The 15,708-nt window shown below is 49.5% G+C and carries 8 protein-coding genes; 4 read left to right on the forward strand and 4 right to left on the reverse strand.

Features of this window, described 5'->3' with window-relative positions; genetic code table 11:
* The 3 genes from QUB30_RS14155 to QUB30_RS14165 all read right to left on the reverse strand — a co-directional run bounded on the left by QUB30_RS14155 (window position 1) and on the right by QUB30_RS14165 (window position 6,861).
* The gene (locus QUB30_RS14155; protein ID WP_333334216.1) at window positions 1–2,343 is read right to left on the reverse strand and encodes an Rne/Rng family ribonuclease; all 2,343 of its coding nucleotides are present in this window, start codon (window positions 2,341–2,343) and stop codon (window positions 1–3) included.
* Window positions 2,344–3,532: 1,189 nt separating this feature from the next.
* On the reverse strand, window positions 3,533–6,367 hold the full coding sequence (locus tag QUB30_RS14160; RefSeq protein WP_333334218.1) for a TIGR03960 family B12-binding radical SAM protein: 2,835 nt from the start codon (window positions 6,365–6,367) through the stop codon (window positions 3,533–3,535).
* 140 nt (window positions 6,368–6,507) lie between these two features.
* On the reverse strand, window positions 6,508–6,861 hold the full coding sequence (locus QUB30_RS14165; RefSeq protein ID WP_333334220.1) for an STAS domain-containing protein: 354 nt from the start codon (window positions 6,859–6,861) through the stop codon (window positions 6,508–6,510).
* Between the two features lie 382 nt (window positions 6,862–7,243).
* On the opposite strand from QUB30_RS14165, the gene QUB30_RS14170 reads away from it, so the two are divergent.
* Window positions 7,244–7,438 carry a hypothetical protein gene (locus QUB30_RS14170; protein ID WP_193975465.1) on the forward strand — a complete coding sequence of 65 codons (195 nt, stop codon included), beginning with the start codon at window positions 7,244–7,246 and terminating at the stop codon, window positions 7,436–7,438.
* A 475-nt stretch (window positions 7,439–7,913) separates the two neighbouring features.
* Here the strand turns inward: QUB30_RS14170 and QUB30_RS14175 are convergent, their stop codons facing one another.
* Complete coding sequence (locus QUB30_RS14175) at window positions 7,914–10,742, reverse strand: PAS domain S-box protein (protein ID WP_333334222.1); 2,829 nt, start codon at window positions 10,740–10,742, stop codon at window positions 7,914–7,916.
* A 1,282-nt stretch (window positions 10,743–12,024) separates the two neighbouring features.
* Here QUB30_RS14175 and QUB30_RS14180 point away from each other — a divergent pair.
* From QUB30_RS14180 to ftsY, 3 genes are all read left to right on the forward strand, one after another.
* A complete protein-coding gene (locus QUB30_RS14180) occupies window positions 12,025–12,750 on the forward strand; it encodes a DUF502 domain-containing protein (protein ID WP_333334224.1) in 726 nt (241 codons plus the stop codon).
* A gap of 273 nt (window positions 12,751–13,023) precedes the next feature.
* Entirely contained in the window at window positions 13,024–13,656 is a 633-nt protein-coding gene (nusB, locus tag QUB30_RS14185; RefSeq protein ID WP_333334226.1) for a transcription antitermination factor NusB, read from the forward strand.
* Window positions 13,657–13,810: 154 nt separating this feature from the next.
* On the forward strand, window positions 13,811–15,568 hold the full coding sequence (ftsY, locus tag QUB30_RS14190; protein ID WP_333334228.1) for a signal recognition particle-docking protein FtsY: 1,758 nt from the start codon (window positions 13,811–13,813) through the stop codon (window positions 15,566–15,568).
* Window positions 15,569–15,708 lie beyond the last annotated feature (140 nt).

The following is a 15,708-nucleotide window of genomic DNA, read 5'->3' on the forward strand; positions in this document are numbered from 1 at the left end:
CTATTCATCCAAAAGGGCAGATGAGCGGCGGCGGCGGCGGCGGTTGATAGCAGGCTCCTCGGGTTCGCTCGATTCGATCGCCTCATGAGATTCGATCGCCTCATGAGATTCGATCGGCTCATAAGATTCGATCGCCTCATGAGATTCGATCGCCTCATGGGATTCGATCGGCTCATGAGATTCGATCGCCTCATGGGACTCGATCGGTTCATAGGATTCGCCCATCACATCGCTGAGTTCCTCCATCCGCTCAAAATCATCAGTTTCGTCGATCGAACTCTCGCCATAAATTTGGGCCTCATCATCATCCTCCTCAGAAAAAACAGGCTCAACTACCGACCTTTCTGGATAATAATCCCGCTCCTCAACATTCTGTGCAGGCGTCGTCGCTTCAAATTCAAATTCGAGCTGCTCGAAAGGCGGCTTGTTCGGGGCCGCTCCTGGGAGAGTAACCGAAACGATCGCATTCTTAGGATTTTTCACGCTGCGATCCGTAAGCACCAAAGGAGAAACCCCCATCAGCGCATAAACATCCTGTTCCTCTGGCGTCATTTCCACCGAAATCACCTCTGGAGGCTCCACCATCGGCTTCATCAACTCAGACTTAGCCGGCCGCACGCGATCGAAATCCTCGCGCCTGCCAACAGTCGCCATATTCACCAGCCCGAAGCCCTCCGAAGCAGCCCGGATGCCGGGGGGTGCTAGATACTCAGAGCGCGTATCCGCGACGGGCGCGCTCGGAGTATTCGGCAGCCGCAACTTGCTGCGTACCGGTTCCTCCTCCGCCGGCAGAGCAAAAGGCTCTTCGCCAATCCGGCGGCGGCGGCGGCGTCTAGTTCCGTTCCCCAAATCCTGATAGCTGGGATGGTTGAGCAAGTCCAAAGGCGAGGCATTGCTGCCAGTCTCAAAATCCAAACTTTCGCTTTGAGGTTCCCAAGCAGCCCGAGCAGGTTCCGGGGGGCGTTCTTCCCGCACCGGGGCAGGAGTTGCAGCCGCCACAGGCGTCAAGCTGCGGCGTTCCAATCCTTCGGGCAAATTCAACAAAACACGGTTCGAGGTAGCAACAGTGCGATCGGCCGGTTCCCGCACCGCTGCGGCGAAGTCTTCTTCCCCGGGCAAGTGCACCAGATGACCCAACCCGCTGCAAGTAGGACAACTGTGGCCGAACAACTCGTAAATATTTTGACCTTGACGCTTGCGAGTCAGTTCTACCAGTCCCAATTCCGACAGTTGAGCGATTTGCGGCCGAGCTTTGTCAGCTTTGAGAGCTTTATTGAAATGTTCCAGCACCTGCAACTGATCGCGGCGGGATTCCATGTCAATAAAGTCAACAATAATCACCCCGGCAATATTGCGCAACCGCAGTTGTCTAGCAATTTCCGTGGCTGCTTCGCAATTTGTCCAGAGTACCGTTTCCCGAGCCGTCGCCGATCGAGTAAACGAGCCAGAGTTGACATCGATCACCGTCAGCGCCTCAGTCGGCTCGATAATCACATAACCGCCCGAAGGCAAATCAACCCTCGGTCTGAGGGCTTCTCGAATCGCAGCGTTAACGCGGAAAAATTCTAAAATCGAGGCGCGCTCTCGGTGGTGGTCGATCAAAACTCCCGCAGGAAGTTTTCCGCCGTTCCAGCTCATCAACTGCTGCTTCACCCGCTTAATTCCATTTTGCGAGTCCACCACAATCCGATTCACGTCACCGCTGAACATATCTCGCAGCACCCGCTGGATAAAATCGTCATCCCGGTTGAGCAGTGCCGGTGCCCGCGAGGTACCCCCTTCGAGTTGAACGGCTTCCCACTGTTTTTGGAGGACTTCCAAATCTTCCATGATCGCTTCTTCGGTCATCCCTTCAGCTTCAGTGCGTACCAGCAGCCCCATCCCGGCCGGTTTCACCAAAATAGCCAGGGCTCTGAGGCGGTTGCGCTCGGCTTCCGACTTGATCCGGCGCGAGAGATTGACTCCCCTGCCGTAGGGCATCAGTACCAAATAGCGGCCCGGCAGAGTAATGTTGCCTGTCAGCCGGGGGCCTTTGCTGCCCGTCGGTTCTTTCATTACCTGTACCACCACTTTCTGCTGGGGGGTCAGGAGTTCTGTAATTGCTCCTGCCGAGCGTTTAAGGCGCAGCGGGCCGAGGTCTGTGACGTGCATAAACCCGTTACGTTCTGGGTCGCCAATATTGACGAATGCCGCATCTATCCCAGGCAGTACATTCTCGACAATTCCCAAGTAAATGTCGCTGACTTGGTGGCTGCCTGTGGCTACCACAAGTTCTTGGATTTGATCTTCTGAAAAGACGGCAGCAATACGATGCTGCTCTGCTATAACTATCTGCTTGGTCATTCAATTTCCTCAAAAAACTGGCAGCAAGTTAGAGACACTTACGCACAAAAGTGTTTCTGACTTTGACTGTAATTAGTAGTAGCTTGAAGAGTTATGAGCTGTGAGTTGGTGCAGGGTGGAAGAAAATTTAACTGTTGACCGTTCACTGTTAACTGTTGACTGTTCACTGTTAACTGTTACAGATAAAGTAGTTAAACCCGCCCTTACAGAGTTATGAGTTATGCTCAGCAGATAAATCTGAGAGATTGAAATAAGGAGGCTTTTATCGAGTTAGCACTATTGAGATTTGAGTTGAGAATTGCGAAATCAATACTCAAAATTCAACACTTACAACTCTTCCTTTGAACTCAGCGAATAAATTCATTGACACCGTACCAATTTCTTAACACACAACTTAACACTACGAACTGATAACTCCGCTTGCGTGGTGGTAGAGGGCTGGTTTTGAGCGAAAGTAGGTAGGAGTGAAAGCGCCTAGATTTTTGTTGAATTCTTGTGCGATCGCACTCAACATACCCCAGCTTAGCATTCGACTGCAACCTCCGCCCCTGCCAACCATAAAACCTCGTCAGTCGATTTTAGATTTTAGATTTTTGATTTTAGATTTACTCCACAGATGAATCTGAGAGATTGAAATTTAGTCTAAAATCTAAAATTTTGGTTCTCCACGAATTAAGTCGGGGGCTTATCTCCGTTTTTTGACGGGTCAGTCGATTTTAGATTTTAGATTTTAGATTTTAGATTTACTCCACAGATGAATCTGGGAGCTGGAACTTTAATCTAAAATCTAAAATTTTTGGTTCTCCACGACTTAAGTCGAGGGCTTATCTCCGTTTTTTGACCCGTCAAAAACATCTATTGTTGAATACCCGCTCTGCGGTTTGAACCGTGAGATTTTTGAATAAGCCGACCACCGACAACCAGTCGATCGATCGAAATTAATCGCTAAATTTGGTTCAGACCCCGCTCCTGCAGGTTTGGCGCTAGATTGAGCCCGTGAATGTACAACAAAAAGGCTTGAAGTCTTGAACAGAAGCAATTTGCACCCAGCCCGCGTTGCTGGTTGACGATAGCGGCGAGCGACTAAAGCGCTCGAGCCGCAGCGGCTTCCATAACAAGCAATTATAGCGTGAACGACACATCCCGATCGAGAGCCGAAGGTGAAATATTCCACCACGGCTTCCCTATTTTAACCATAACCCAGGATTAGCTGACTACGCTCAACCTGTAGAAGCTGAATTTCCTGCTGGCTGACTTGTTCGAGCATGAAAACAATATGTTCTGGCTTTAGCAAGTTGCCGTCGCTGCGACAACTGCCGGTAAAGCGCAAGACGGCTCTACCTTCGGATGTACCACCAGAGGCAGTGGTGCTGCTTTCTGGTTTCTGCTCTACAAGCTCTAGTTTGTGCAGTCGATCGCGCAAATTGACATCCTGCGTCTTTCCCGACTTAGTAGTATGCACCCGCCAAAAAGCTTCGGTTTCGACGATCGTCTTGACCCAAGCTTCCCAATTGGCATCAGGAGCCACGGAGATAGGAGCAACATTTTCCCGGTCTAATTCGCCATTTTCTGTCAGCGAACCCCCTACAGCCACAGTAATCACGTACTCCGCTGCTTCTAACAACTGGTTAGCAGAAGGAGCCTTGAGATCGATCGACTCAACCTTGTAAATCGGAATATTTTCCGGCAGCTTAGCGGCCAACTTTTCCCGAAAACTCTCAACATCGATCGACTCAGTGAGCTCAAAGTCGGCAATTTCCCCAGTGCTGGTAACACCCAGAGGCAGAGCATTTGCCAGAGAAATCCGAGGGTTCGGGTGAAACCCGCCCGTAAACGAAATCGGCAAATCGGCTCTGCGGACTACTCGATCGAACAATCGGATCAAATCCAAATGACCGACCAAAGCCATATCGCCCACCTTCCCGAACCAAACCCGCACACGCTGTTTCCGCTCCGTATTCGGGACAAACTCCCCAGCAAACTCAGGAATTGGCAGCGCATCCACAACCACATTGTGTCCGAAATCGGTGCCGCAAACCCCGCAGCGCGAACACCCTTCAAAGGAACAGTCGGGAACAGTCGCTGCTTCTAAAGCCTTTTGCAAGTCAATTTTCAGCCAGTTTTTGTCGATTCCCGTATCTAAATGATCCCAAGGCAGGGCCCGATCGAGAGAGAGGGGGAGAGAGGGGGAGGGCGAGAGGGGGAGAGTGGGGGAAGGGGGGAGGGGGAGAGCCGGAGAATTGGAAAAATCTTCCTTCTCCCTTCTTCCGACGGACATCGGACTGACATCCGTTACATCCGTTACATCTTGTACAGTGCTCGTTGCCGAACTTCCTTCTTCCTTCTCAAACAGATTCCACTCGCCGCTTTCGACTTGGCGGTATTTCCAGGTAAGGCCCGACTCATCGATCGCCTGAGTCCAAGCTTTGTAAGCCTGATCCAAGCTTTCCCACCACGCATCCATACCCGCGCCAAGTTCCCAAGCGCGGCGGACTACAGCAGCCAAACGCCGATCGCCCCGTCCGACAAAATCCTCCATTGCCGAAATCCGCACATCAGTGTAATTCACCTTGACGCCCCGCATCCCCCGAAATTCTGCCTTCAGGAGTTTTTGCTTGCGGGAAAACTCAGCAGTAGAAACCGAGTGCCACTGAAAAGGAGTGTGAGGCTTAGGCGTAAAATTAGAAATTGTCAAGTTAAAATTCAGTCCCCGCCTGCCATCTATCCTGCATTCCCGGTGCAGCCAGCGGACTGTTTCGGCGATGCCCAGAACATCAAAATCTGTTTCTCCGGGCAAACCGATCATAAAATACAGCTTGATTTTATCCCAGCCGCGATCGACCGCAGTTTTGACACCCCTAAGCAATTCTTCGTTGGTCAAACCTTTGTTAACGATGTCGCGCATCCGCTGAGTACCAGCTTCCGGCGCAAAAGTCAAACCGCCTTGTCGCGTACCGCCGAGAATGTCGGCAATATTATCGTCAAATCTGTCAACCCGCTGGCTGGGTAGAGACAGAGAAATATTTTTATCTTTCAGGCGATTTTTGATTTCCATCCCAACTGCTGGGAGTGCCAGATAGTCGGAACAACTGAGGGAAAGCAGGGAAAACTCGCTGTGCCCGGTGGCTTGCATCCCCTGTTCGATCGCCTCTACGACTTGCTGCGGTTCGACATCGCGCGCGGGGCGAGTCAGCATTCCCGGCTGACAGAAGCGACAGCCGCGAGTGCATCCCCGGCGGATTTCTACTGTCAGTCTGTCGTGTACTGTCTGAACGTAGGGAACCAGGCCGATTGAATAAGCTGGTATCGGAGTCGCGACGCGGCGCAGAATTCGTTCTGGAACTTGCGGGCGGTTGGGATGAACAGAACCGTCTGCCGCCATATCGTAGAATTGCGGGACGTAGACGCCTGGAATTTGCGCTAAATCCAGCAGCAATGCTTCTCGGCTCAAATTATTTGTTTTGCCTTCTCCCAAAATCAAGCCAATTTCTGGCAGCAATTCTTCTCCATCTCCCAAAGCGATGAAGTCAAAAAAGTCCGCGTAGGGTTCGGGGTTAGAAGTTGCCGTTTGCCCGCCAGCAAAAATCAGCGGCATTTGACCGTTTTGGTCATTTGTCGCTCTTTCTTGCCAAGTTAGGGGAATGCCGGCTAAATCCAGCATTTCCAGAATGTTTGTTGCTCCGAGTTCGTAGCTGAGGCTGAAGCCCAGAATATCAAATTCTGTGAGCGATCGCCTCGATTCTACGGCAAACAGCGGAGTTTTGGTCGATCGCAGTTTTGCTGCCAAGTCTGGTGCGGGCAAATAAGCTCGATCGCACAACTGCCTTGGCCCTGCGTTCAAAATGTTGTAAAGGATGATGTGCCCCAGATTGGAAGCACCAACTTCATACACTTCTGGGTAAGTGAGCACCCAGCGCACAGACGCCGCGTCCCAAGGCTTGTGCGTAGCCCCCAATTCGTTTCCCAGATAACGAGCAGGCTGATTAATGTCTGCTGTAAGTAATTCTTCGACTTTTACTGCCACGGCTCGACTCGCTAAATATTTGCGACTCTTAAGCAGCCTACCTTAAAATCTGCCAACACGCCAACGACAGTCGTCTGTCTTTTCGGGCATTTAACGAAATTTACTGGGTTTTGTTGCTTGTTTTCGCCGAGGAGGCACCTCTACCAGTGCTGGTTTGCGCAGGAGTTTTCGGCTTCAAAGCTATCGACATTTTCAAAGATCTCAAAAACTCGATCGAGTTGGCTGAGTTCCAGAATCATCCTAATCCCGAGGGATACCGAGCAAATACTAAACCTGCGCCCCATTTTTTTCGCCTGCTTGAGACCCGAAACCAATGCCATCAAACCGGCACTGTCAATAAATGTTACTGCGCCAAAATCTACGAGTACCGCTACAACCCCGGGGGCTGAAATTGCTGTCATGAGTTGCCGTCCGAATTCTCCGCAGGTGGCTGCATTCAGGTGGTCTAGGGGTCGAATCACCGTAATTGGTTTATGGGCAAGAAGTGTCTGCATATGTCAAACCTATGGTTGCTACGTATTTTCAACTACTGTGCTGGACAGGTGTAAGCCTAAACCTACTTGATAACTCTGAGGCTAACTTGCTCTGAGGGAAATCGACCAGTTTTTTCAGTAGTTTTACTGAATCTTTATTTATTGACTCTTTTTTATGAAATTTTGCGCAAGATTTGCGGAGGAAACGTAAGCTACTATACTATTTTTTATTTATGCCAGCAGGTTGAGTCTTGAGAATTCTAAAAATTGCGATCGACTGTCCCCTGGCTGTTAGATAAAAGTGAATAATGTAATTGAAATCACTTGTTAGTTCTGATTTAGATCACGCGCGCGATCTACTGTTCAGATAATAATTAAATTGTACGGAGTTCTCCGAGCTACTATGCAAGCAACCTATGCTATTCGTCATCTTGTAGAAAAAGCCCTCTACATTAAGCAGTTAACGCCTGACATTGAAAACGAAATCAACTACGAGCTCACCCGTTTGGGCTACATCTCGGATATCGATTATGAGGCTTTAGAGTTATTAATGGATGAAATGGATGCCGGTCGGGTGCAACTGGTATCTAGTCGATAGTTGAAACCACGGCCCAGAAAAATCCAAGAGCGACACAAAATCCTTGCAGGGCGGGAAATAGAGGAGTGCCAGAAGCATGGGCCCCGACGCGGAATTTTTTAATAGAAGCACGTATTTGCTGAACTTGATATTTGAGGAGATACAGTTAAGGACGATCGTCCCTGCATCTGAGAGGATTTTAGATTTTAGATTAAAGAATTGAAGAATTCGCAATACTGATAATTATCAGGGCTTGCCTCGCGGGCCTGCAGTTGCATTCTTGTTTGACACTGCTATCAGTATCAAAAATTACCAAATTTGAGCAAAATTAAATTTATAACTTTTGGGGCTTGACAAGTTAGCTATAGTTGTGATTTTAACTAAAAAAAACGTTTTTCGGCCGAATTGTCCGATCGCTCGAATGCAAGAAAATTGGTTTGCAGTCACGACCTCCCTGCTCAAAGTTTGCAAACGCATTAAATCTAAAATCTAAAATCTAAAATCTAAAATCGTTCGATCGCATCGCCAAACTTCCCACCACCGCCACCAACTCAGCAGGATCGAGAGGCTTGGACACGTGAATTTGAAAACCCTCCCGCAGCGCCCGTACCCGTTCCTCTACCCTGCCGCCACCCGTGAACGCCACCGCCGGAATTTCCCTCTTCACCGCGATCGATCGCACTTGCCGGAGGATATCCTCTCCATCAGCAGCCTGCATCCCGATATCGATCGCCAACACATCCGGATTCAGCCTTTCTATCGCCTCCAGGGCTTCCAATCCAGACCTAGCGGTCTCCACCTGGGCCCCGCAATCTTCGAGCACTGTACAGGCAAAATCCAGGGAATCCGCGTCGATATCTACCACCAACACCCGCACTCCAGAAAGATTGCTGCTGACAAAAGACTGCTTTACAGGGGCTTGCGCCTTGCTTTGAGGAATCGCAAATTCCCCGAGCCCGGCAACAGAAAATCCGCCGTCGCAATGAAGCTGTTGAATTGGCAATCTCACCAAAAACCTAGATCCTTTTCCCTTCCCGGCCGATGCAGCTTGCACCGTCCCTCCGTGCATTTCCACAAAATGGCGCACTAGCGCTAAACCCAAACCCAATCCGTTGTACGATCGCCTTGTAGAGCTGTCAGCTTGGCTGAACCGATCGAAAACGTGCGGCAAAAACTCTTCGGAAATCCCTTGTCCCGTATCGCTAACCTCAATTTCCACACTAGCGGGCGACAAATTTTTACAGCAAGCGGATTCCTCACCGGCAAAAGTCCTCTCCATCTTTCGCACCGCCACCCTCACCTGTCCGCAATCGGGAGTAAACTTAATCGCATTCGACAGCAAATTCCACGCTACCTGCTGCAAGCGGCCCGAATCGGCAAAAATCCGCCCCGCAGTTGGGTCGAAATCCGTCACAATTTCAATATTTTTGGCGGCAATCGCGGGCGCGAGAGTATCGATCGCAGCCTCAACAGTCGAAATCACATCCACCCACCGCAAATTCAGCGACAGTTTCCCGGTAATAATCTGGGATACGTCCAACAAATCCTCGATCACAGTTGCCAGGGATCGTGTATTGCGGTCGATCGTTTCGAGAGCCCGAACAGTCGTTTTTTCGTCAAACTTGCGGTTTCGCAGCAGTTGCGCCCATCCCAGCATCGCATTCAGCGGCGTCCGCAATTCGTGAGACAAAGTTCCCAGAAACTCGTCTTTAATCCGGTTCGCCCGCGCCAATTCCTGAGCTCGATCGTGCAGTTCTCTTTCCAACTGCTTGCCAACCGTCAAATCGAGAATAAAAGCCACAGATTCTTGCCGCTTTTGGGCCAGCAAAACATATCCGATTAACACCGGAATCCGGCTGCCGTCTCTCCTCCAGAATTCCTTTTCGTAGGGAGTGCAAACTCCCGTTGCTTGTGCCTCTGCAATGCCCTTCTTGTCGAGAGGCCTGTACTCCGGGGGCGTGATGTCAATCCAGTTTAATTCCCCGCGCTGCAACTGTTCCCGCGTGTAACCAACTATCCGCAAAAATTCATCGTTGGCGTCCATTATACTGCCGTTAACATCCCCGAAGATAATCCCCATCAAGTTAGCTTCGACCAACATTCTCAGCTTTTCTTGGCTAGCTTTGAGTGCAGATTCTGCTTGCTTGCGATCGCTAACGTCTTGGATGTAAGCCGACAAACCAGAATCGGAAGGATAAAAACGCATCTTCAACCACTTATTCCATAACGGCACGAATTCTTCATACTCGACCGTTAGCTTTTCTGCTAATGCTTTGGCAGCCATTTCGTAAAACGGTAAATCGACCGCCCGGGGAAATATCTCCCAATTTTTTTTACCAATCAGTTCGGCTTTGGGTCTGCCTAAAAGCTCAATAGCTTTCTGGTTGACATAGGTATATTTCCAATTTAAATCTACCGCAATAAAAGCATCGGTAATGCTTTCGAGAATGTTAGTAATTTGATGGTTGGCCGATTGCAGCGCTTTAGCAGTTTCTTCTGCTTGCAACCTCGCTGCTTGTTCGCGCGACAAAGCAGCAGCGCGTTCTTGTTCTGCCAGTTTTCGATCGCTAATATCGATGTAAGAACCGATGTAACCTGCAAAAGTGCGATCGGGCCTGTACCGGGGTACGCCCCTACCCAAAACCCAGCGGTATTCCCCGTCATAGCGTCTCAGGCGGCATTCGATCCGGTACTCGGTGCGATCGTCGAAGGCTTTTTGGTAAATATCCAGACATTCTCGCAAGTCATCGGGGTGCAAGCTTTCCATCCAACCCGCGCCCATTTCTTGCGCCAAAGTTCTACCGGTAAACTCCAGCCAAACTTTGTTAAAGTAATCGCCAAGTTGGTCAGTGTCTGACATCCAAATCATCACCGGCGCGGTATCTGCCATAATCCGAAATCGAGCTTCGCTTTCCTGCTGCTGTGCTTCGGCTTGCTTGCGATCTATCCGTTCTTGAACTTCCCGCAGGGCCCGCTGAATCGAGGGCACCAGGCGTATCAAACCGCGTTTGAGAACATAATCAGTAGCGCCGCTTTTCAAAGTTTCGATCGCCACTTCCTCGCCCAAAGTAGCCGACACAAAAATAAACGGCACTCCCGGACAAGTAGCGCGGGCAATTTCCAGCGCCGCTATCCCGTTAAAACAAGGCAGCATATAATCTGCCAAAATAATGTCAAAACTGTGTTTTTCCAGCGCCGCGGTAAAGTCTGCCCGAGTTTCCACGCACACCAAAGAAAATTCGAGACCACCCTCTTTTAGATAGGCCTCAATCAGTTCGGCATCTAGGGGACTGTCTTCTACTAAGAGGATCTTGAGCGTTTTCACAAAAATTCCTTTTACTTAAATTTTATTTTTCAGACACACAACATCCTTGGGCCGCGACTTGTTCAGTCCGGTTAAAAAAAGTCTTGCGTGTTGAATCGAATCAAAAAATGTAAAAATCAATTGGTTTTATAAGTTGAGCATTCACATCTCAATCCTAACTTCTAATCAAGTCTTTTGCTGCTTGTATCGAGATGAATCCCCCGTCTGACTTGATTGCCTACTGCCTTTGCTTTTCCTTCACTTTCGCCTGCTTTCAATCAATCAGCACCGCTGGAGCCTTGCTTGTGGGAAGCAGATTAACTATACCCTGCCCGACAAATAGTTTAGCACTTTCTGCTAGAAACAACTTGCTATTTAGTAATTTATCTCGCTTGCTACTAACTACTGCTACCTCGTTTGGCAGATTATTTTTTTTGTAGTGATGCTAGAGTTAATTTTATATTGCTTTGCCGCTCCTATCAAGCTCAAATTCGCTTGAATTGTGCCCTTATTTCCTGCATTTCGATCGCTCGCGTCAAAAAAAGTCAAAGTTGCTGGTCTGTATGTTTTACTGTTTGCCAGATTTGCCTACCATGCAACAGTTGAAACCGGGCGAACATTTGGCTTGTTTATCGCCCTCGCTCTTCAAAAATCCCTCTTTATTTACTAATAATTACGGTTACTTTGGATCTATCCAAAGATATATTTTTGGCTTGACACGGAACTCAACCTGCATAGATTCTGCATAGATTCCGCTGAATTCCGGACAACTGCGATCGGGCACCATTCTCAACAAGCCTTTGATCGACAATCTTTCCGGCCTGTTCGACAAGAAAATTGAGCTCCTGTGGAACAGACCGGAAAGCCTGTTATTGATAATGGTGCAAAATATGAGTTTCAACGAAGTGCGACCCAACTTAAAATCTGAGAAAGCTCGATCGACCAATTAATTTCCCAGACAAATCACAGAAAATTTACTCTGGAGTGGCTACACTTCCACTCCCAGGCAGCCTCTGACCGATCGGCTCATGTGTCGAGTTGGAGCCAAACTGTCTTAAAATATACAAGAGGGTGAGCTGTTGCACAGCCCGCATATATTAAAACCAAGCGCCAACTTGCAATAATTCTTTAAAATATAGGTACAGCATCGGCGATCCTTAACTCTTGCCCGTCAGAAAGGGTAGAGTTTAGCAGACATTGAAGACGATCGTCTATGGTGACTTCCAGTAAAGCCCGTGCAGTTGCTTTAGTCTCAGGTTTATTCAGGTTATTGGCAACCAGTTACGAGGAGATTTGACCCGCCGTGCTCCAACGCATCAAACAAGACTTAAAAAACGACCTGATCGCAGGTCTGCTGGTAGTGATACCCTTAGCTACCACCATCTGGCTGACAATTACCGTCGCCAGTTGGGTGATCAATTTTCTCACCAAAATTCCCAAGCAGATCAACCCTTTTGACGGACTCAACCCGATTTTGGTGAATCTGCTAAATCTCTTAGTAGGGCTGGCTGTACCCCTTCTGAGCATTTTAGTCATCGGTTTAATGGCCCGGAACATTTTCGGCAAGTGGCTGCTAGACTTTGGCGAACGGCTGTTGCAGGCAATTCCCCTAGCCGGTTCGGTTTACAAAACTCTCAAACAACTGCTGGGAACCCTCCTCAAATCAAATGATAAATTTCGCCGCGTGGTGTTAGTGGAATATCCCCGGCGGGGAATCTGGACTTTAGCATTTGTGACCGGTACGCTCAATAGTAACGATATCCCGCCTCACTTGTCCGGCGAAACCCCGATCGGCATTTTCATCCCCACCACTCCCAACCCCACCACCGGATGGTACGCTATAGTCCCGGAGGCAGATTTAGTCAATGTGTCAATGTCGATCGAAGATGCCTTTAAAGTCATCATCTCTGGCGGCATCGTCAACCCCAACAACTCAATTGCAGTCATCAGCGACAAACCAACGGGCAAAACACTCGAACCCTTGATATCCGAATCAAGATACCAGCCTGTCCCCCTCGAAGAAGACTAAACCAAGACATCTGTAGTGGCCCGTAATGCCGTGTAAAATTTCCCCGTAGCAGATCGTATTTTGGACAAAACCACCCCAAACCGAGAAAGCCTACACTCAGAAAGCAGGTTTCGAGGATAAATCTTGGGTTTGACAGCGAAGTCTCTGTAAACTACGGGCCGCTGGGGAGTCAGACGGCTGGTACTGTACCGCTTTTAGTCTAGTTTTCTGCTAAAGTCCAAGTCGGCGCGCGATCGAAAAACTTCCTAAATTCTCAATTCCTATCTAAAAACTATGAAAAAAGCCCGCGAAACAGCACGCGAACTCGCACTCCTCGGCATCAGCCAACTGCCGGCGAATCCAGAACTCTTAGAAGCCAAGAAACTGCAAGATGTTCTCCTCGCCGCCATCCGTACCCTGACAGCAGAAGTTCAAGAATCCCTAGAAGCAGCAGCATCCGAAGTGCAGCGGAGTAGCGACAAACTGCTGGCGAGCGAAATCCGCGCCGCCGATATACAAAGTGCTAGAACAATGGTGCGGGAAGCAGTCGAACTCACCCAAACCGCAATCAACCGTCTCGGTTCAGCAATGGAGTTTCCAGAACAGATCCAGCTAGCCAACCAGCAAGATGTCCGCACCTATGCTTTGCAAATCCTGACGAAAGTCAGCGCCAACCGTGTTCAAATTGATGAATTGCTCTCGGAAGCCCTTGTAGACTGGCAAATAGAACGATTGCCCCGGATCGATCGAGATATCATGAGAATCGCGATCGCCGAAATGCTATATCTGGGCTTACCCGAACAAGTCAGCGTCAACGAAGCCGTCCAACTCGCAAAACGCTACAGCGGCGACGAAGGACATCGCTTCATCAACGGAGTTCTCCGCCGAGTAGTCGATAAAATCAACGCAGAAGTTGTTAGTCCCTAGTCCTTAGTCATCAGTCCTCCGGATGCTTGGTGGATACCTTACCCGGAGGGTGGACGCCGGGGCGCGAACCTTACCCAGAGTCATTAGCAATCGGCAATCGGCAATCGGCAATCCGCTCTAAACTAAGGACTAATAACTATATTCCCAATTTCCTATGGTATTTAATTGGTTTCGTCGCCAGTACAGCGAAAGCAAATCTTCTGAAACAGAGGCAACCCCCGAACAGCCGCAAGATGAGTCGGCAAAATCCGCACCGGTTGAGCCTCAAACAGATGCAACAGAGCAAGGCTCTCCTGCTGTAGCCGAAGATTATCTCAATTGGGCGAAAGCTGCTTACAAAAATATTCAAAAACAGCAAAAACCCGAAACAGAAGTTGCCGAAACAGCAGCGGCTGAAGTTCCAGCAGCCGAAACAGAAATCGCGACAGTTCCAGAAGTTGCAGAAGCGGCGGCTGTTGAAGCAACAGAGCCGATCGAACTTGAACCAGCACCCACAGCACCAACTGTTGCAGAAGTTCCAGAAGTTGCAGCACCAGCAACAGTTGAAGCAACCGAGGTTTCGGAACTCGATGCAGCAAACCCAGCAGAAATTGCAGAAACTCTGCAACCCACAGCCGGGGCGATCGACATTGCACCTATTGCTCAACAATTAGAAGTTACAGCAGAAAATATAGAAATTGCCGAACCTGCAACAGAGGTTGTAGAAACCGAATCACTCGCATCCGACGGCGAAGCAGCCGAAGCCCTGCCGTTTTGGGCCAGAGCTCAGGCCGATCGCATGGAGCGCATCGAACGCCTCAAAGAAACCGCCCTTGAAGAACCCGACGTAATTGCAGCCGCCGCCGAGAGAGCGGCAATTATCGAAGAAATTCCCGGTTTTGCCTTTGACGAAGGCTTCCTGTGGTCTTCAGAAATCTTAGCAAGTCAAGGCCGCCGACCAGACCAAGTATCCGTCGAAGAAATCACTTGGCTGCAAAAACTGCGGAAAGGCTTAGAAAGAACGCGCCGCAGCTTAATTAATCGACTAAAGGCGATCGTCGGTCAAGGCCCGCTCAATCAAGACGCGGTAGCCGAAATTGAGACTTTGCTCCTGCAAGCCGATGTCGGAGTCGCAGCCACCGACATCATTATCAGTCGCCTCCAAGAAAGACTCAAACAAGAAGTGCTGCCGCCAGAACAGGCTCTAGCCTACCTGAAAACGATTCTGCGCGATATTCTGGACGCTCCCTGTGCCGAAACCGCTGCCGGTAATCCCGCCTACAGCCTGACATTTGCCCCGGAAAAAGACACCTTCAACATCTGGTTGATCGTAGGAGTCAACGGTGCGGGCAAAACTACGACGATCGGCAAACTTGCCCACATTGCCCAAAAATCCGGCTACAAAACCCTAATTGCCGCCGCCGACACTTTCCGCGCCGCCGCCGTCGAACAAGTGAAAGTTTGGGGTTCCCGCAGCGGGGTCGAAATTATTGCCAACCCAGGGAAAAATACCGATCCGGCTGCTGTCGTGTTTGATGCGATCGCCGCCGCCAGCGCCCGAGGCACAGAACTGCTGATCGTAGACACCGCAGGCCGCCTGCAAAACAAAAAAAATCTGATGGACGAATTAAGTAAAATCCGTCGCATTGTAGATAAAAAAGCCCCAGACGCTACCGTAGAATCTCTACTGGTCTTGGATGCAACACTGGGTCAAAATGGTTTGCGACAGGCAGAAGTATTCGCAGAATCTGCAAAATTAAGCGGAGTAGTATTGACAAAACTCGACGGTTCTGCTAAAGGTGGTGTTGCCCTAGCAGTAGTGCAGCAGCTCGGTCTGCCAATCCGCTTTATTGGAGTCGGGGAAAGCATCGAAGACTTGCGCCCGTTTTCTAGTTACGAATTTGTCGAAGCCCTACTCGATTTTAGATTTTAGATTTTAGATTTTAGATTGATGAGGTATCTGTAGCCGTCCCGATTTTTGGAGGCGGATACAGAGGTTCAAAATCTCAAATCCTTAACCTGAAACTAGCATCGCAGGACTTGCGCCGATCGCCACCGGGTGGCGAGTAAAAA

This window comes from Microcoleus sp. BROC3 (assembly GCF_036702515.1).
GTDB lineage: Bacteria > Cyanobacteriota > Cyanobacteriia > Cyanobacteriales > Microcoleaceae > Microcoleus.